This window comes from Sphingobacterium thalpophilum, from assembly GCF_038396785.1.
GTDB classification, from domain to species: domain Bacteria; phylum Bacteroidota; class Bacteroidia; order Sphingobacteriales; family Sphingobacteriaceae; genus Sphingobacterium; species Sphingobacterium thalpophilum_A.
Window position 1 is genome coordinate 1,770,721 of record NZ_CP151087.1, and the last position, 18,660, is coordinate 1,789,380.

The window sequence follows — 18,660 nt, forward strand, 5'->3', positions numbered from 1 at the left end:
GGAATGGGTGCCACGCCAAGCAGATGAACGGTGACAGGCGGTTATCGATAAGGCCGGAATACCTTCTTCTGTAGCTATACTTTTGTACCGTTTTACTTAGGTTTAGTTTAGGTTTTAGTTAGGTTTTGTTTAGGTATAGTATAGGTTATAGCTAAACAAAACCTAACTTATTGCTAAGTTAAATATAAACAAAAGCTAACCTAAGGAATAAGAAGCCCTCAACTTTTCTTTATTTACTGGGGAAGCACGGCTCATTTAGGGCAAACTTGGGTTCCGCCCCGTGGACAGGGCTCCGGCTGCTACGCAGGGCTTGCGGGAACCTTCGGCTCCCCTCCCCACCTGCTTCGTACCATGCTCGGGTTAGGTTTGCCCTGCAACCGTGTCCTGTCCGTGTTGAGTCCGTGTTGAGTCCGACTCTGGCACGGATTCAGGTTACTTTTAAGGTAGCCGCACCCTGCCCGCAGGGCGAAACTAAGCCCTAGCTAAACCCTCGCTAGGCTCATTCAGGATAGATTCTGGACTGGTTCAAGATCGAAAACGAAACGAACCGCAGCGCGACATCTTACCTAGAAATACCGAAAAATAGCCAAAAAAACACCAAACACTCGGACTCGCATAGGTTACATGGGCCAAAAAGCCCTTGGTTAGCTTCGAGTATGTTGAACTTCTTTTTAATTTTGAAGAGGGATTAGAAAAAGGAAATCCTGCCAATCAAATCCATTGACTAAATCCCAACCGACCATAGATAATGGCTAATTATGAAGATAAAAACGCATTTATACATTTTTTTATGTAGATTTATCTTCTTAAAATAACCACCAGAGCGATGAGCAGAACTACCCTGAAAGATATAGCGTTGGCACTCAATATTTCTGTTTCGACGGTTTCCAAAGCATTATCAGACAGCTACGAAATAAGTGAAGCGACTAAAAAGATGGTTCAGGAATATGCCAAAAAGCATAATTTCCACCCAAATAAGTTGGCACGGAGCTTAAAAATAGGAAAATCCAATACAATAGGGGTTATTGTATCCAACATTAGCAATACATTCGTTTCACAAATCCTCGATGGAATTCAAATAGCCTCTCAACAGACGGTCTATGACGTTATTTTCATGCAAAGCCGGGAAGACGAACGGATCGAAAAAAATTGTATTGACGTCTTACGCATGCGCGGTATTGATGGCTTAATGATATCTCCGGTTTCTTCCGATTCAAATATTGAAGAGCTAAAAGCATTGATAAAATCGCAGATCCCCGTCGTTATTTTTGATCGTATCAATCACCAGCTCGACACATTCAAGGTTGGTGTCAATAATTTCCAGGGTTCATATAATGCCACAAAGCATCTCATCGAAAAAGGTAAAAAGAATATTTTGCATATCACCGGAAAGAACTTAGGTGTGGCAGCCGAACGATTAAATGGCTTTAAATCTGCTTTATCAGATGCGGGGATTCCTTTTGATACTAGACATTATATCGAATGTAGTTTTAATAATACCACCGATATAGACGAAACAATTGGGGAGATTTTGCGCAAAGAATATCTTGAGCATAAAAATATAGATGCAATTTTTGGAGCAACAGATATTATTACAACCCGAACATTGGGTATTTTGGCTGAGCTTCAGATTCAGGTTCCTTCCGAAGTTGCCGTTATCGGTTTTTCAAACACACAAATTGCTGCTTCGTTAAATCCAGCGCTATCCACCGTTGTACAGCCTGCAACAGAAATTGGAGAATTAGCAACAAATAAATTAATCGCCACCATTAACCAAACAAGACCAATACATGAATTTGAAACGATTGAGCTTCCAACACAGCTCATCATTCGCAAATCTTCCTTATAATTCTTTTGATTATAGTCTCGCCGACATACTTAAAACAAAACAGTCGGGAAATAAGACGTTAGCGCTCTTATTTCCCGACTGTCTTTATGCTAGACCACTATTACAGGTCATAATCTCTAATCTTCGCTTGAATGATTGGTATCATTCACCAACAATACCATACTCTAGGCCCCGTAATTCCGCAAGCCCTCTCAATCTTCCAATGGCAGAATACCCTGGATTTGTTACTTTATTCAGATCATCCAGCATCTGATGGCCGTGATCTGGTCTGAATGGGATCGCTGTAGATCTCAATTGATTTTCAGCAACCAGGATTTTCATGATTTTATACATATTGACATCCCCATCCAAATGGTCTGCCTCATAAAAGCTTCCGATCGCATCTTTCCTCACATTCCGTAAGTGAACAAAGTTTACCCGCCCTTTAATATTTTCTAAGATAGCCGGCAGATCGTTTGTCTGACTGGCCCCCAAGGATCCTGTACAAAAGCAGACACCATTAAATCGTTGTGGAACCGCATTTAAAAAATAATCGAAATCCGCACCATTACTGGCGATGCGGGGCAAACCTAAAATAGGATACGGTGGATCATCGGGATGAATAGTCATACATATACCGTTATCCTCACAAGTTGCCGCAATTCCCTGAAGGAAATAAACCAAATTACCGCGTAAACCATCTTTCCCAATATGTTTATAGGTATCAATGCTCGCTTTTAACGCTTCCAATTCCACATTCTTCTCTCCGGGGATCCCCATTAAGACAACATTTGCCAATTCTTCTTTTTGCTGTTCGGAAATTTCATCAAATCGTAAAGTCGCCCGTTTAACAACATCCTCTGGATACGCTGTCTGTGCTTCATCACGTTTCAATATAAAAATATCAAAAAGTGCCAGATCAATCCAGTCAAAATACAATGCTTTTGAACCATCCGCCATGGTTAAATCCAATTGTGTACGTGTCCAGTCCAGCACCGGCATAAAATTATAACAAATTGTTTTGATGCCGCATTGTGCGAGATTGGTTAAAGTCTCATTATATTTCTGGAGGTATTCATCGACCCTAGCACCTTTTGTCTTAATCTCCTCGTGTACTGTCACACTTTCCACAACAGACCAGGTAAGACCAGCATCTTCTATAATGCGTTTTCTTTCTTGAATATCGGCAAGTGGCCATACCTCACCGTGTAGAATATGATGTAATGCCGTAACAATACCAGTAGCTCCAGCCTGTTTGATATCTTGTAAAGATACCGGGTCATTGGGGCCATACCAACGCCAGGTTTGTTCTAATTTTCTCATCTTAAAGTTTAATTAAACGCCACACCATGCATTAAAACCACCATCGACAAAAACCGTCTCCCCTGTCACAAAGGCCGATGCATCACTCAATAGATAGATTAAAGTTCCTTTTAACTCACGCGGGTCGCCCAAACGGTTATAGGGAGTTCCGTTAAGAATACGTTTGGTACGGTCGCTATACGTACCGTCTGGATTGATCAATAAGTTTTTGTTCTGCTTGGTTAAGAATACGCCGGGAGCGATTGCATTGACACGAACTTGATCGCCATAACGCTGAGCGAGCTCGGTGGCCATCCATTTTGTATACCCATCGATACCGTGTTTTGCAACAGTATAGCCCAAAACACGTGTAAAAGGACGACTGGCTGTAAGAGAAGATATATTGATGATGACGCCTTTTCCGCTTTCAGCAATCACACGACCAATAATATGCGTAGGAATCATTGTACCATACAAATTAAGCTCTATTGCTTTAATGGTATCCTGAATATTGCTCGCAAATAAATCTTGATCGGCACCAATTGTTGCACCTGGAATGTTGCCTCCAACGGCGTTTACTAAAGCGTCTATCCTACCCCACTTTTGCAAAACTTCATCTTTCGCCCGAGTGACATCCTGTTCGTTCATGATGTCAACTTCAACAAATATAGCTTCGCCACCAACAGACTCTACCTGCTGAACACGCTCCGCTCCGATTTGTCCATTACGTCCAAGTACTGCGACTTTGGCTTCTGCCTCGGCCAAAGCCTCAACAAATGCTTCGCCTAAAATCCCTGTACCTCCCGTAATTACAACTACCTTATCTTTTAATGAAAATGGATTATTATGCATGTATTTTTATTTCAAATTGGTATTTACCCCCAATTTTATTGATAATAACCTTAATTACAAAAAAAAGTAATTGATTTAATTACGATAACGTTTTAGTTACGTCACCTTCTTTATCTTCCCCTTCTGTCGTTTCATCATCAAACAGAATCCGTATAGAAGGTGTATAGGTATCATTATGTTGACCGGTTTTATTTGCCCAGAAAAAAGCACATAGAAAAACCAAAGCCAACAAAACACTACAACCGATCAAAATATACATTATTTCCATAACAACTAGAGTTTACGACGTTTGGCATACCACCTCGTCATGAGACTTGTAAAAGAGATGATCGTTACCGTACTTATTGGCATTAGAATCGCGGCAAATAACGGCGACATAATACCTTGCACGGCAAAGCTCAATCCAATTACATTATATAAAAGAGAGATACCAAAGCTCATGTGTATTACTTTCACCGCATCTTTGCTAAAAGCAAAGAAATCCGGCATTTTTGAAAATGACTCCCCATCCAGTATCGCATCGCAGCCGGGAGAGAAGTTATTGATATCATCACTCACGGCGATGCCCAGATCTGCTTTACGCAATGCCCCCGCATCATTAAGACCATCACCAATCATGCAGACATGCTTTCCTGCTACCTGAAAATTTTGAATGGTTTCCAGTTTTTCCATTGGTGATTGATTAAAAAGCAAACTTGCATTCGAGGGAAAAATTAACTGGAGTGCATCCAGACGTCTATCGTTATCCCCTGAGATTAAATGAAGGTCGTATTCGACTTTAAAATCTTCAATCAAAGCCGAAAGGCCATCCCGCCAGGATTGCTCCATGGTAAAATATCCTTTTAACTCCTCACCTATACGAATAAAAACCACAGAACCATCTGTTTTAATATTACCGATATTCAAAAAGTTAGCACTACCGATTTTAATTTCCTTGCCACTTACATTAGCCTGCATCCCCTTTCCCGGAAATTCCTTAAAATCCTGTATCGAAATAGCAGAAGAGACATTCAGCCACTTGACGATTTCACGGCTCAACGGATGGCTAGAGTTTCTACATACCGCATTCAGTAGTTTTTTGTCAACTGCCGAAAGGCTACCTTCAAAATAAATTGAGGTTGCTTTAGGCGACGATATTGTGCCAGTTTTATCGAACACCAGGGTATCAATCCTCGCCATCTGCTCAATAGCAGCCGTATTTTTCAAATAGAACTTATTTCGATCAAAAATACTTAGCGCTGCAGAAAGGGTAAATGGAGAGCTTAACGCCAACGCACATGGACATGCAATAATTAATACCGCCGTAAAAGCTCCCCAAGCCCGGCTTGCACTTCCATCAACGGCCCAAAATAAGGCAGCCAATAGTGCAATAGCCAATAAAACAACAGTAAAATATTTACTTATAAAGTTGACAAAAGTCTGAAAATGTTTGTCATAATCTTTATAATTCTCATTATTCCATAATTTGGTCAAATAGGACTGTGAAATCGGTTTGACCACTTCAAGTTCTATCGCTTCCCCCGTCTGGCGTCCGCCGGCATAGATAATTTCGCCTAAGGTCTTACTGACCGGACTTGATTCACCCGTTACAAAGCTAAAATCTATCGCAGCATCACCTTTTAAAAGCATAGCATCGGCCGGTATAATTTCATTGTTCCGAACCAAGATACGGTCACCTATATGAACGTCAGCTAATTGTACAGGTTTATCCCCCGATTCGGTCAATACTGTTACAGCCACCGGAAAATAACTCCGGTAATCCCGTTCAAATGAGATGTGATAATAGGTACGTTGTTGTACCCATTTTCCGATCAATATAAAAAATACAAGACTACAGAGTGTATCCGTAAAACCAGCTCCTGTCTGTGTGATCACCTCAAACGCGGAACGCAAAAATAACACGAGGATTCCCAGGGCTAATGGCACATCCAGATTCAACCGCTTTTGTTTCAGACTCCAATAAGCCGATTTGAAATAATCCGACGCACAATACAATAAAACAGGGAGACCAAAGGCAAGGTTTATATAACCAAAGAAATTGGCATATTCCTTTTCAAAACTCCCCATTCCAAAATAATCAGGGAAACTGAATAACATAGAATTTCCAAAACAGAAACCGGCAACAGCAATTTTTGCGACCAAAGGATTCAGATTATTTCTATTCCCTTCCTTTACAACATCCTGCAAAGTGATTTTAGGGTCATAACCGATATGGACCAAAAGATAAACCAGGTCTTTCAATGGCAGCTCATTGTGATTGAATGTAATGCTCGCCTGTTTCTTCATAAAGTCCACGCGCGACTGCAGTACATTGGGATTGAGTTTATATAAATTTTCCAGCAACCAGATACAAGAGCTACAGTGAATAGCCGGAATATAAAAGGTGATGATGGTCATCTTATCATCTTTATAATCCACTAATTTATCGGCAATCTGTGGTTCATCCAGATAAGAAAAATCTTCTTGCTTGGATTTATTTGATTTACCCGGGTGCTGATTATAGCGATAATATTGCTGCATACCACTATCGTTCAGTACTTGGTAAACGGTCTGACAGCCTAGACAGCAAAAATCGTGATGATCGAGCTGATAACCCGTTTCCTCAATTTTATCGCCGCAATGGAAACATTTTTCTGCGAGTTGTATTTCATCCCTTAGCTCTGCCATACCTTCGTTCTAAATTGCCTGACTAAATAATTGATTTTGTGCTTTTGAACGCAATAATCGCTGATCAAAGGCCATACAGATATTTCTTAAAAAGGAGCGTCCAATAGCAGTACATTGAATTAGATCGCCGGATATGGAGACTAAACCATCTGCAACAAGTTCAGACAATTCGTCGATAATCTGCTCATTCAGCGGCGCACCTGTCGGCAACTGCACTTTGCCTTTACACATCATATCGAGGATATAACGCCTTACAAGAAGATCCTCCTCGTTGAGTATATGTCCTTTTACAACGGGCAATACCCCTGCATCAATAAGTTTATGGTATTCTTCTACGGTCTTCACATTTTGAGCAAAAGCCCCCCAGGCATCGCTGATCGAAGAGACTCCGATACCGATTAACAAGGGACTAAATCGATCGGCATACCCCATAAAATTGCGATGTAATCTTTCTTGTTGAAAAGCCACAAATAACTCGTCCTCTCTTTTCGCAAAATGATCCATACCGACATCTTCATAGCCATGGGCCAAAATCATTTTTTTCCCAAGGTTATATAAGGCGAGTTTGGCTGCGCCATGAGGTAGATCTGCTTCAGTATAATGCCGTTGACCGGGTTTTATCCAAGGCACGTGTGCATAGCTATAGAAAGAGATCCGGTCTGGACCGAGCAGCATCGCTTTTTGGATCGTATCTTCCACCGTAGCCAATGTTTGCTTAGGCAATCCATAGATCAAATCGAAGTTGATCGACTCAAATCCAATTTTCCGCGCATTCAGCATAACCTCCTCCACTTCCTCCAAAGTTTGATGCCTATTGATCACGAACTGCACAAGTGGATCAAAATCCTGTATTCCCAGGCTCAAGCGCCGAAATCCCAAGTCAAATAAGGTTTCTAAATGTGTGACGGTTGTATTAGCAGGATGAGCTTCGAAAGAGAATGAACGATCAGGAGCCAGGTCTGCGTGTTTAAGGATCCCCTCAATCAGTACTTTCAAATTATCCGGATGGAAAAAGGTCGGAGTACCACCACCCAAATGTATTTCTGCCAATAACGGTCTTTCTCCCTTAAATAAAGCGACATACATTTCCCATTCTTTCAAAAGAGAGGCAATATAAGGTTCTTCAACGCGATGGTTTTTTGTAATGCGCGTATTGCAGCCACAATACGTACAGAGGCTTTCACAAAAAGGAAGGTGTATATATAAGCTGATACCTTTTTCTTTCGACTGCTGGAAAGTTTGGTAGACTTGATTAGTCCAAGCCGCCCGAGAAAATGCTTCATTATCCCAAAAGGGAACAGTAGGATAGCTTGTATAGCGCGGTGCGGCAACATTATATTTTTGCACCAATTCTTCCATTGTAACCTGCGATGTAATCATTTTATTTTATTTTTTTAGCACAGTCGTTTAGACAACAACAGGCTTTACCAACACATTTTTCTAATCCCCATAAGTTGAGATTCCGGACGGTCTGCTCTGCCAGTCCTTTTGGACTCTGATCTTCAAATGGTGCATTGGCAATCTGAATATTCAGATCTCCAGCCTTTACCAGATCGATATGAGCAGTATCCTTACTGCGGGTCATAATCTTATTGATCCCTAACCCTTTTAAATTAAGTAGCATGCTCTCGTCCAAAATATCGCTCACGGAAATAACTACCGCATCTTTTCCACGCGCATAATTCTGTGTCTCCGCATTTAATCCATTTGAAATCAAAGTCAAATCATGTTGTTTGGCATTTGCCAATGCCCAAAACTCTTTTTCAAATGACCTTACATTATATACTACTACTTTCATTCTGATTCTACAATCACCAATTAAGGTTTATCCTAAGAACAAAAGTAAATCATGCATATGGGCAAAAAGATGATATAGCACCACACCTTAAAATGATATTTATCACAATTCACAAAAACTTGCATGATTTCGCTAACACCAACAGCTGTAAAAGTCAACCGAAAGCTATTATCTGGCCAGTAATCGCGTACAACACGGTCAGTGAAACCAAACTAGTTCAATAAAACGTCAAAGCGAGCTCGCATTGTTACTTTAATGAAAAGACACAAATCAGTAAACATAGACTATCAGAAAAAAGGCGTGTTCAGAAAAACTGAACACGCCTTTTTTTATGTTGATTTTTAAATCTTCGCTACTGATCACTACTGCTTCACATCCCGCAGGTTCTTGATAGAATTGATGTATATTTTTCCTTTTTCTTTCGAAATCAGTTTTTCTTCTTTAAAGTCGGAGAGCATACGGGAAACAGTTTCATTGGCTGTACCTGCAATTGAAGCTAGGCCGTCTCGTGTCACATCAATTGAGCATGCATCAGCCTCATTGATATTGACTCCACTTTTTTCAGCAACGCTAATCAAGGCATTGGCGACACGCTTACGGACAGAATGATAGGCAAAACCCAGCAATTGCTCTTCTTTTTCACGTAAGTCGACAGAAAGGAGCTTAATAAATTTACTGGCTATTGCAGGTTTTTTCCATAACAGCTCCAAAAAACTGTCCTTTGGAATCAACACAATTTCACTTTGTTCAACAGCTTCGGCGTAGTCTTCATAATTATCATTCAACAAAATCGAAGCATAACCAAAGTAATTGCCTTCAATAAAAATACCTGTAGACAGCTCACGTCCATCTTTATAGGACTTAAAGCTGCGCACCTGACCAGATTTCACAAAATAGACGTACGTTGGCGAATCATCTTTTTCATAAATAGACTGTTTTTTCTTCACTGTTTTCACCCGTGAATTGGCAATTAGCTCTTTTAGCAACAATACCTGCTCTTCGGCGCTCAAACTCAAATCTTCTTCCTGAGGAATATCTGCTGCAAGCTGCTCATGTCTTTTGAGGCGAACATCTATTGCATTCATCAATTCGACATCATCAAAAGGTTTCGTCAAATAATCATCCGCCCCCATTTCCATCGCTTTGCGCATATCTGCGCGTTCCGCTTTGGCAGTCAGAAAAATGAACGGAATTTTGGTTGTACTTTCAATTTTGCTCAACATAAATAAGACCCCGTAACCATCCAATTCAGGCATCATGATATCACAGAGAATCAAATCAGGAATATGTCTTGTCGCCAGGTCGACTCCAACACGTCCATTTTCGGCAGTAATGACATCATACATTCCTGTCAACTCCAATATTTCGGTAGTCCCCTCTCGGATATCAATATTATCTTCAATAATTAGAATTGTCTTTTTATTTCTCATCTGCAATTATTTATTCTGTCCTTTTTATGTTTTAGACCCTTTTATGCTTTGCCTCTATTTATCAACAACGCTCTCCTTGAAGCGCACGCGGAATGAAGTTCCTTTGTGTACTTCCGATTCAAATTCCATCTGCCCCGCCATCAATTCGATGTATCGTTTTACAATATTCAAACCTAATCCTGTACCAGGGATATTACCTGTATTATGTGCTCTAAAAAAAGGCTCAAACAAATGTACCTGATCTTCCTCGGGTATACCAATACCATTGTCTTTCACGGATATTAAGCAGCCTTCGTCGTCGATACAGGTTGTGAATTCGATCAAGGTATCTTCTCCGGAATATTTGATCGCGTTGGAGATTAAGTTGACCAAAGCATTTTTCAACAAATTTGGATCTAGGGTGAAATGCCCAATTTCTCCGGTATGTTGGTATACAATATGCTGATTTTTCTTACAGATCAATTGCATTTCTTCGGTGATCTCTTCTGCCAGCTCAACGAGATTGATGTATTGCTTATTCATCACAACAATACCCGCTTCTAATTTTTCAAGTGACAGAAAGTCGTTCAGGATACTTGTGAGCAATTGAACTGCACTTTTAATTTTATTGGTGTGTTTAATGATATTAGCCTTATCATCCGGTCGTTCGGAATACTTTTCAATCAGAGAAGCCGAAAGCTGAACCGAGCTTAAAGGTGTCCGGAACTCATGCGAGGCCATGGACACAAACCGTGATTTCAGCTGGTTAAGTTCAATTTCTTTTTCCAAAGACTTTGAGACTTCTGCTTTCGCTTTTTCAAGTTCAGATACCAGCGAGATCAGGTCGCGTGTACGCTCACTTACTTTATGTTCAAGTTCGGCTGAATGTTGCTTGAGCATATCCTCGGCAGCTTTCTCACGCGATAAATCGTGAATAAAGCCAGTAAAGATATTCTTATCTTTTAACCAAACCTCACTGACTGCCAAGCGGAATGGAAATGTTTCTCCATTTTTCTTTAAGCCCATCACTTCACGACCGATTCCGATAATTTTCTTGTGGCCTGTGGTTTGGTAATTATGCAGATAACCATCGTGATTACCACGATCAGGTTCAGGCATTAACATGGAGATATTGTGTCCGATCACTTCTTCAGCCTGATAACCGAACAATTCCAAGGCAGCAGGGTTAATGCTTTCCACATTCCCCCTGTTGTCTATGGTAATTATTCCATCAATAGCGTGATCTATTATAGCAGCTAAAAGCCTTCCACCGTCCATGATCGTTGCTTATTTTACCAGTTTCTTGTATTTAATACGGTGCGGTGTCACGTCACCAACACGTTTTCTACGGTTTTCTTCATATTCAGTGTAGTTACCTTCAAAGAAATAAACCTGTGAATCCCCTTCAAAAGCAAGGATATGTGTACAGATACGATCCAGGAACCATCTATCGTGGGAGATCACAACGGCACAACCGCCGAAATTCTCCAAGCCTTCTTCCAGTGCCCGTAAGGTATTTACATCAATATCATTGGTCGGCTCATCAAGTAAGAGCACATTTGAGCCTTCTTTGAGTGTAATAGCCAAGTGAACACGGTTACGTTCTCCACCGGAAAGTACACCTACTTTCTTTTGTTGATCAGCACCGTTAAAATTAAATTTGGAAACGTAAGCTCTTGAGTTTACCGAGCGATTGCCCAGCATCATATTGTCGCTGCCACCCGTAATATTTTCCCAAACCGATTTTTCAGGATCGAGGTCATGGTGCATTTGGTCTACGTAACCCAATTTTACTGTTTCTCCGACCTTGAACGACCCCGTGTCAGGTGTTTCCTGACCTGTAATCAGACGGAATAAGGTTGTTTTACCCGCACCGTTGGGTCCAATAATCCCTACGATACCCGCAGGCGGCAACATGAAACTCAAATTTTCAAACAAGATACGATCGCCATACGCTTTGGAAATATTAGTTGCCTCAATGACCGAATTACCTAAACGTGGTCCCGGTGGAATAAACAATTCCAATTTTTCTTCGCGTTCTTTCGTTTCCTCAGAAGCTAATTTTTCATAGTTATGCAAACGAGCTTTCGATTTGGCGTGGCGTGCTTTCGGTGCCATACGCACCCATTCCAGCTCACGTTCCAAGGTTTTTTGACGTTTGGTTTCCTGTTTTTCTTCCTGTGCCAAGCGTTTTGCTTTTTGATCTAACCAAGAAGAATAATTTCCTTTCCAAGGAATACCCTCACCGCGATCCAATTCAAGAATCCATCCGGCTACATTATCCAAGAAATAACGGTCGTGGGTAACGGCAATGACCGTTCCTTTATATTGTTTTAAATGTTGTTCTAACCAATCAATCGACTCGGCGTCCAAGTGGTTGGTCGGCTCATCCAGGAGTAATACATCAGGTTCCTGCAACAATAAGCGACATAATGCTACACGTCTGCGCTCGCCACCTGACAAATTGACAATCTTCGCATCTGGTTCGGGGCAACGTAAAGCATCCATTGCTCTTTCCAATTTCGAATCGATTTCCCAAGCGTTAGTGGCATCAATGATATCCTGAAGTTCCCCTTGTCTTGCCAACAATTTGTCCATCTCATCGGCATTTTCATACACCTCTGGCAAGCCAAATTTTTCGTTGATTTCTTCGTATTCCTGTAAGATGGCTGTAATTTCAGCGACACCTTCCTGAACGACTTCAAGAACAGTCTTTTCAAGATCCAATTGAGGTTCTTGTGCTAAATAACCCACAGAGTAACCTGGGGAGAACACCACCTCGCCTTGGTAGGACTTATCCAATCCAGCGATAATTTTTAATAGGGAAGATTTACCTGATCCGTTTAAACCGATCACACCGATCTTCGCGCCATAGAAAAAAGATAAATAGATATTTTTTAACACTTGTTTTTGAGGCGGATAGATTTTGTTGACACCCGCCATCGAAAAAATGATCTTCTCGTCTGACATAAAATTTAAAAAAATTCGAAAACTCTTATTATATTAACATACAAATGTAATCTTTTATACTGACATTTTGGACGTGTAACGGTCATGGCTTAATTGTTGATGACATTATTTAAAATAATTTTAAGGTTTGAAATGCAGAATTTACTACATTTATATATCCTTAATATAAAACAGAAAGGTATTCAATGGAAGCAAAATTTTCACCGCGCGTAAAGGATGTCATATCGTACAGTAGAGAGGAAGCTTTGAGATTGCGTCACGATTATATAGGAACGGAGCATTTATTGCTCGGATTGATTCGTGAAGGCGATGGTATGGCGATAAAGATCCTTAAAAACATAGGCATTGACACGACAGCACTACGTCAATCTGTGGAGGACGCAGTGAAGGGGGCATCGGTTTCACGCGCTCCTATTGGCAATATGCCATTAACAAAACAGGCTGAAAAAGTTTTGAAGATCACTTATTTGGAAGCTAAAATATTCAAATCGGACATCATCGGAACGGAGCATCTATTATTGGCTATCTTACGAGATGAAGATAATATTGCTTCTCAGATTTTACAACAATACAATGTGACTTACGACATCTTCAAATCTGAAGTTGAGCAAAATAGAACGACGATCAAGGACGAAGCTCCGGGCTCTCCTACCGGCGATGATGATTTTGCAGAGGATGATCAATATATCCAACCTAAAAAAGTTTCGGATATTAAATCCAAAACTCCAGTATTGGACAACTTTGGCCGTGATTTGACCAAAGCTGCCGAAGAGGGTAAATTGGATCCTATTGTAGGTCGCGAAAAAGAGATTGAGCGTGTGTCTCAAATTTTATCCCGACGCAAGAAGAACAATCCGTTGTTAATCGGTGAACCGGGAGTTGGTAAATCAGCTATTGCGGAGGGACTTGCGCTTCGCATTGTCCAACGCAAGGTATCGCGTGTACTCTTCAATAAGCGTGTAGTTACATTGGATCTAGCTTCATTGGTTGCCGGGACGAAATATCGCGGTCAATTTGAAGAACGTATGAAAGCGGTTATGAATGAACTGGAGAAATCACCGGATGTCATCTTATTTATCGATGAGATTCACACCATCGTTGGTGCAGGTGGCGCTTCAGGATCGTTAGATGCTTCCAATATGTTCAAACCAGCCTTGGCAAGAGGAGAAATCCAATGTATTGGTGCAACAACATTGGACGAATATCGTCAATACATTGAAAAAGATGGTGCTTTGGACCGTCGTTTCCAACGTGTAACGATTGAACCGGCTACACATGACGAAACAGTTGAAATATTGAATCGTATCAAAGAGAAATATGAGGATCACCACAACGTGACCTACACTCCAGAAGCGATTGAAGCCTGTGTGTCGTTAACAACACGTTACATTACAGACAGGTTCTTACCAGATAAGGCTATTGATGCTTTGGATGAGGCAGGCTCTCGCGTGCACTTAAACAATATTCATGTACCGCAGTCCATTATTGACATTGAGAATAAAATTGAAGAGGTCAAATTGGAAAAGAACAAAGTCGTTCGTAGTCAAAAATACGAAGAGGCTGCCAAATTGCGTGATACGGAGAAAAAATTGATCGAGGAGCTCGAGAAAGAAAAAATCGCTTGGGAAGAAGAGACGAAGTCTAAACGCTATACTGTTTCAGAAGAAAATGTTGCTGAAGTAGTGGCCATGATGACAGGTATTCCAGTACAACGTGTTAGTCAGACAGACAGTCAAAAGCTGTTGAATATGGCTGAGTTGATGAAGGGAAGAATCATTGGTCAAGATGACGCTGTAGGTAAATTGGTGAAAGCTATTCAACGTACCCGTGCGGGCTTGAAGGATCCTAAAAAACCAATCGGGTCATTTATCTTCTTAGGTCCTACTGGGGTTGGTAAAACAGAGTTGGCTAAAGAATTAGCACGATTTATGTTTGATACCGAGGATGCACTGATCCAAATTGACATGAGTGAGTACATGGAGAAATTCGCGGTATCTCGCTTGGTTGGAGCGCCTCCAGGATATGTTGGTTATGAAGAAGGTGGTCAATTGACTGAGAAAGTACGTCGTAAACCTTATGCAGTTGTTTTATTGGATGAGATCGAGAAAGCTCACCCGGATGTCTTTAACCTCTTATTACAGGTATTAGACGAAGGCCAATTGACAGATAGTTTGGGTCGTAAAGTAGACTTCAGAAATACCATTATCATCATGACTTCTAATATTGGTGCACGCCAATTGAAGGAATTTGGTCAAGGTGTTGGTTTCACCACTGCGGCAAAATCACAACAATCTGATGCGCATTCACGTGGAGTTATTGAAACAGCATTAAAAAGAGCTTTTGCTCCAGAATTTTTGAATCGTATTGACGATGTGATTGTCTTCAACTCGTTGACAAAAGAAAATATCTTCAAAATCATCGATATTGAATTGAAATCATTATTCAAAAGAATTGCAGATTTGGGTTATACGATCAATTTGACGGAGGAGGCAAAAGACTTCATCGCGGATAAAGGTTATGACAGTAATTTTGGCGCACGTCCACTAAAACGAGCAATCCAGAAATATTTGGAAGATCCGATTGCAGAAGAAATCCTTAAAGGAAATGTACAAACCGGTTCAGTTTTGACTGTGAGTATTAACCCTGAAACCAAAGATATTGAGGTTTCTAGCTCAGACTCTAAGTCTTCAAAAGACACAGCTGAGAAGTAAAGCTAAGCTGTATCCAAAAATAATTTCAACAAAATGCACCTTTATGGTGCATTTTTTGTTGTAATGAAAGGTGACGTTAAACTTTCATATCATTTTATCGTCCTATAATAAAAAATTGTCACAAATAACACGAACAATATGAAAAGACTTTTATTAGCAGCATTAATTGGAACCGCAGCCTTGGTTTCATTTTCTTCTTGTAAGAAAGAGTATGTTACGAACTATCTTCCTGGCGTTACCTATGTGACACCAGTTCCTTCGAGTGGGTGGGAAAGAGACAAAAATAATTCATTTAATTTTGTTCATACATTAAAATTTGATGAATTGGATGCTAAGTATTTTGACTATGGTCATGTGGGAGTAGCAATAACCTTCAACTATGATGCCAGCCAAGGACACGCAACATCATACACAAATATTCCAGCTGAATATATCGGAAACTACAGTTATACTGTGGACTATGAAGTTGGCTATGTAATCATTTATGCATCTTATGTTGGAACTCCTCCTGTTAACGGAACTCCTCCTCCACCTCCAAATATGTATGCAAAAGTAACATTGACAGACGCCGATAACGGTGGAAATTAATTCATAAATAAATTCAATCATGAAAACATATTCAATTTATTCTATTTTATTTATAGTTATAGGTTTAATAGGGAATCCGGTCTGCGGATTTTCATCCAATAAAAAGCTTGCCGTAAAAAAAGAACCTATTAAAAACATTACTAGTGATGTACAACCAATTTCTGGTAATTTAATATATGTTTATATGCAACCCTTAGTAAATAAAGGGGATAGGTATCCTTATGATGGTAAAGCTATCACTGCCCCAGAAGTAAGGTTTTACCTCTACGAGGATAATAGTGGTTATAGTAAAACAATAGCACCTGCAGGTTTCACATTATATGTTGAATACAGTTATAAGAAAGGAAATGGCACTGCAACTGGGAGTAATGTGATAAATATGTCTGGTAAAAGCTCTATTTCTTTCCCTTTATCTTATTTTACTGCCTCAGATGATAATCAAATTTCCAACTGGAATATAACTCTGGTTGCTAAACCAAATTACGAACAAATAAACTGGGGTAATATTGGTCGATAAATTATTTTAGCTGGCAAAGATTACATGGAGACACCATTTCACTATCAATTATGAGATGGTGTCTCTTTTTTTACTCGCAGTTTTGCTATTTGGTTGAGTAACTTTAATCCTGTAACCAATAAACAATATATTTCAGTGTAGAAATTAAGTATATTCTTTTTACCTTAATGAATTACGATTCTAATAAATATTATCCTTTCAGCAATAATTCCGCATGCTCCAGTGCTGCATCCGTTGGATTGGTCCCACTGAGCATCTGAGCAATTTCCCTCACTCTCCCTTCCTGATCTAATCGAACAATGTTAGAGATTGTCCGATTGGCATTATCTTCCTTGTACACTTTATAATGCGCTGCTCCCTTCGCTGCAATCTGGGGCAAATGAGAAATAGCGATGACCTGCATGTTCTCCGCTAACTTTTCCATCACCTCCCCGACACGCAACGCGACCTCACCAGAGATCCCGGTATCTATTTCATCAAAAATAATGGTCGGCAATGCAGAGGTCTTAGCAACCAATGACTTAATCGCCAACATCACCCTGGAGAGCTCTCCGCCAGAGGCAACCCGATGAATGGATTGCAAAGCCTGTCCTTTATTGGCAGAGAACAAAAACTGAATTGCATCAATCCCTGATTCCCGCATATCTCCGTCCTTTAATGGTTCAAGACTAATTTGCAGCAGAGCATTGGGCATCCCTACATTTGTCAAGGTAGCCTGCACATCCTTTGCAATCAACGCTAACACCTTTTTTCTTGCTACCGAAAGTTCTTCTGCATTTTTCCGGGCAGTGGCTAGTTTAGCTACAACCTCTTTCTCCAGTCGTTCCAATTGCTCATCCGAAGAATTTATGGCAAACAGCTTGGATTCAAGATCGTCACGCAATTGAATCAACTCTTCGACGGAGTCCACATGGTGTTTTTTCTGTAAGGAATACAATAGGCTTAGGCGTTCATTGATATCCAGCAGAGTACCCTCGTCTATTTGCGTATCTTCCTCAAGGGAGCTCAGCTCCGCGGCAACGTCTTTCAGCTCAATCCATGTACTCTTTAATCGCGCAGCCAAATCTGCTGCCTCAGGCAAAAATGAAGCAATTCCTTCCACTTGGGTCATCGCCTCTTTCAATCGGCTTAAAACTGCTGTATCATCGTTTTCCAAAAGATGTGATGCCCCTACCAGCCCACGCTTGATGTCCTCTGCGTTTTCCAGCTGCCGTTGCTGTATTTCAAGCTGTACCTGCTCGTCTTCTACCAATCGGGCTGCATCAAGTTCATCAAACTGAAACTGAAAATAGTCCTGCTCAATAGCGGCTTTCTTGACCATTTCCTTAAACTCTTCGAGTTCTTTTTTCGCCTTCTTGTAAGCGAAAAAGCTCGCTCGATAATTTTGCTTGAGGCCAAATGAACCTGCAACACTATCGACTACAAGGAACTGAAAATCTTCTGTATTAATCTGTAATGTTGCATGTTGAGAATGTACATCAATCAACTGTTCTCCTAAAGCTTTGAGTATAGTTAGCGTGACTGGCGAATCATTAATAAATGCACGGGATTTACCATCAGGAGAGATTTCTCTTCGAATAATGGTATGGTCTGCATATTCGAGATCATTTTCCTCAAAAAAGCTAAGCAATTGATAGGAACCTATGTTAAACTCCCCTTCAATCACGCATTTTTTGGACGGATCGAAAAAATGCTTTCCCTCCGCCCTATTTCCCAAAATCAGTGACAACGCACCCATAATAATAGATTTACCTGCACCGGTCTCGCCGGTAATCATATTTAAACCTTTGTCAAACTGGATTTCCAATTCGTTGATGAGCGCATAATTTCTAATATGTAAGGTATCTAGCATATTCTTGCAGGTCTATTTTTACAATTTGGAGGAAAAACCGTTCCTCAATCGGATCCCATATTTTATGAACTTTCTGAAGGTAATTTACCTAAAAATCAGGCGATTTCAATACGTTTTGCCTTAAAAAAATAGAAATCTTCTTGACTGACTTTTTCGTTTTTGATAT

General features: G+C 40.4%; 14 protein-coding genes. 4 read left to right on the plus strand and 10 right to left on the minus strand.

What is annotated here, in order from left to right:
- Window positions 1–826: 826 nt before the first annotated feature.
- Window positions 827–1,849: a LacI family DNA-binding transcriptional regulator gene (locus AACH28_RS08020; protein WP_286778346.1), complete on the plus strand. Its 1,023-nt coding sequence runs from the start codon at window positions 827–829 to the stop codon at window positions 1,847–1,849.
- A 141-nt stretch (window positions 1,850–1,990) separates the two neighbouring features.
- Here the strand turns inward: AACH28_RS08020 and uxuA are convergent, their stop codons facing one another.
- The 9 genes from uxuA to ettA form a co-directional block, all read right to left on the minus strand.
- On the minus strand, window positions 1,991–3,151 hold the full coding sequence (uxuA, locus tag AACH28_RS08025; protein WP_286778347.1) for a mannonate dehydratase: 1,161 nt from the start codon (window positions 3,149–3,151) through the stop codon (window positions 1,991–1,993).
- A gap of 12 nt (window positions 3,152–3,163) precedes the next feature.
- Window positions 3,164–3,982 carry an SDR family oxidoreductase gene (locus tag AACH28_RS08030; protein ID WP_088160737.1) on the minus strand — a complete coding sequence of 273 codons (819 nt, stop codon included), beginning with the start codon at window positions 3,980–3,982 and terminating at the stop codon, window positions 3,164–3,166.
- A gap of 79 nt (window positions 3,983–4,061) precedes the next feature.
- Window positions 4,062–4,250, minus strand: a complete 189-nt coding sequence (gene ccoS, locus AACH28_RS08035; protein WP_075991720.1) for a cbb3-type cytochrome oxidase assembly protein CcoS — start codon at window positions 4,248–4,250, stop codon at window positions 4,062–4,064.
- Window positions 4,251–4,255: 5 nt separating this feature from the next.
- Window positions 4,256–6,649 (minus strand): heavy metal translocating P-type ATPase metal-binding domain-containing protein, encoded by a 2,394-nt coding sequence (locus AACH28_RS08040; protein ID WP_341832682.1) that lies wholly within the window; start codon window positions 6,647–6,649, stop codon window positions 4,256–4,258.
- A gap of 9 nt (window positions 6,650–6,658) precedes the next feature.
- Window positions 6,659–8,029 carry an oxygen-independent coproporphyrinogen III oxidase gene (hemN, locus tag AACH28_RS08045; protein ID WP_201303496.1) on the minus strand — a complete coding sequence of 457 codons (1,371 nt, stop codon included), beginning with the start codon at window positions 8,027–8,029 and terminating at the stop codon, window positions 6,659–6,661.
- A gap of 1 nt (window position 8,030) precedes the next feature.
- Window positions 8,031–8,447 (minus strand): lactate dehydrogenase, encoded by a 417-nt coding sequence (locus tag AACH28_RS08050; protein WP_088160734.1) that lies wholly within the window; start codon window positions 8,445–8,447, stop codon window positions 8,031–8,033.
- Between the two features lie 362 nt (window positions 8,448–8,809).
- A complete protein-coding gene (locus tag AACH28_RS08055; protein WP_341832683.1) occupies window positions 8,810–9,877 on the minus strand; it encodes a response regulator in 1,068 nt (355 codons plus the stop codon).
- Window positions 9,878–9,931: 54 nt separating this feature from the next.
- A complete protein-coding gene (locus AACH28_RS08060) occupies window positions 9,932–11,134 on the minus strand; it encodes a PAS domain-containing sensor histidine kinase (protein ID WP_341832684.1) in 1,203 nt (400 codons plus the stop codon).
- A gap of 9 nt (window positions 11,135–11,143) precedes the next feature.
- Window positions 11,144–12,826 carry an energy-dependent translational throttle protein EttA gene (gene ettA / locus AACH28_RS08065; protein WP_341832685.1) on the minus strand — a complete coding sequence of 561 codons (1,683 nt, stop codon included), beginning with the start codon at window positions 12,824–12,826 and terminating at the stop codon, window positions 11,144–11,146.
- A 185-nt stretch (window positions 12,827–13,011) separates the two neighbouring features.
- On the opposite strand from ettA, the gene AACH28_RS08070 reads away from it, so the two are divergent.
- The 3 genes from AACH28_RS08070 to AACH28_RS08080 all read left to right on the plus strand — a co-directional run bounded on the left by AACH28_RS08070 (window position 13,012) and on the right by AACH28_RS08080 (window position 16,642).
- Complete coding sequence (locus tag AACH28_RS08070) at window positions 13,012–15,537, plus strand: ATP-dependent Clp protease ATP-binding subunit (protein ID WP_333865420.1); 2,526 nt, start codon at window positions 13,012–13,014, stop codon at window positions 15,535–15,537.
- A gap of 138 nt (window positions 15,538–15,675) precedes the next feature.
- Complete coding sequence (locus AACH28_RS08075) at window positions 15,676–16,125, plus strand: hypothetical protein (RefSeq protein WP_286778350.1); 450 nt, start codon at window positions 15,676–15,678, stop codon at window positions 16,123–16,125.
- 19 nt (window positions 16,126–16,144) lie between these two features.
- Complete coding sequence (locus AACH28_RS08080; protein WP_286778351.1) at window positions 16,145–16,642, plus strand: hypothetical protein; 498 nt, start codon at window positions 16,145–16,147, stop codon at window positions 16,640–16,642.
- Between the two features lie 190 nt (window positions 16,643–16,832).
- On the opposite strand, the gene recN is transcribed toward AACH28_RS08080, so the two are convergent.
- The gene (gene recN, locus AACH28_RS08085) at window positions 16,833–18,494 is read right to left on the minus strand and encodes a DNA repair protein RecN (RefSeq protein WP_286778352.1); all 1,662 of its coding nucleotides are present in this window, start codon (window positions 18,492–18,494) and stop codon (window positions 16,833–16,835) included.
- Between the last annotated feature and the right edge of the window lie 166 nt (window positions 18,495–18,660).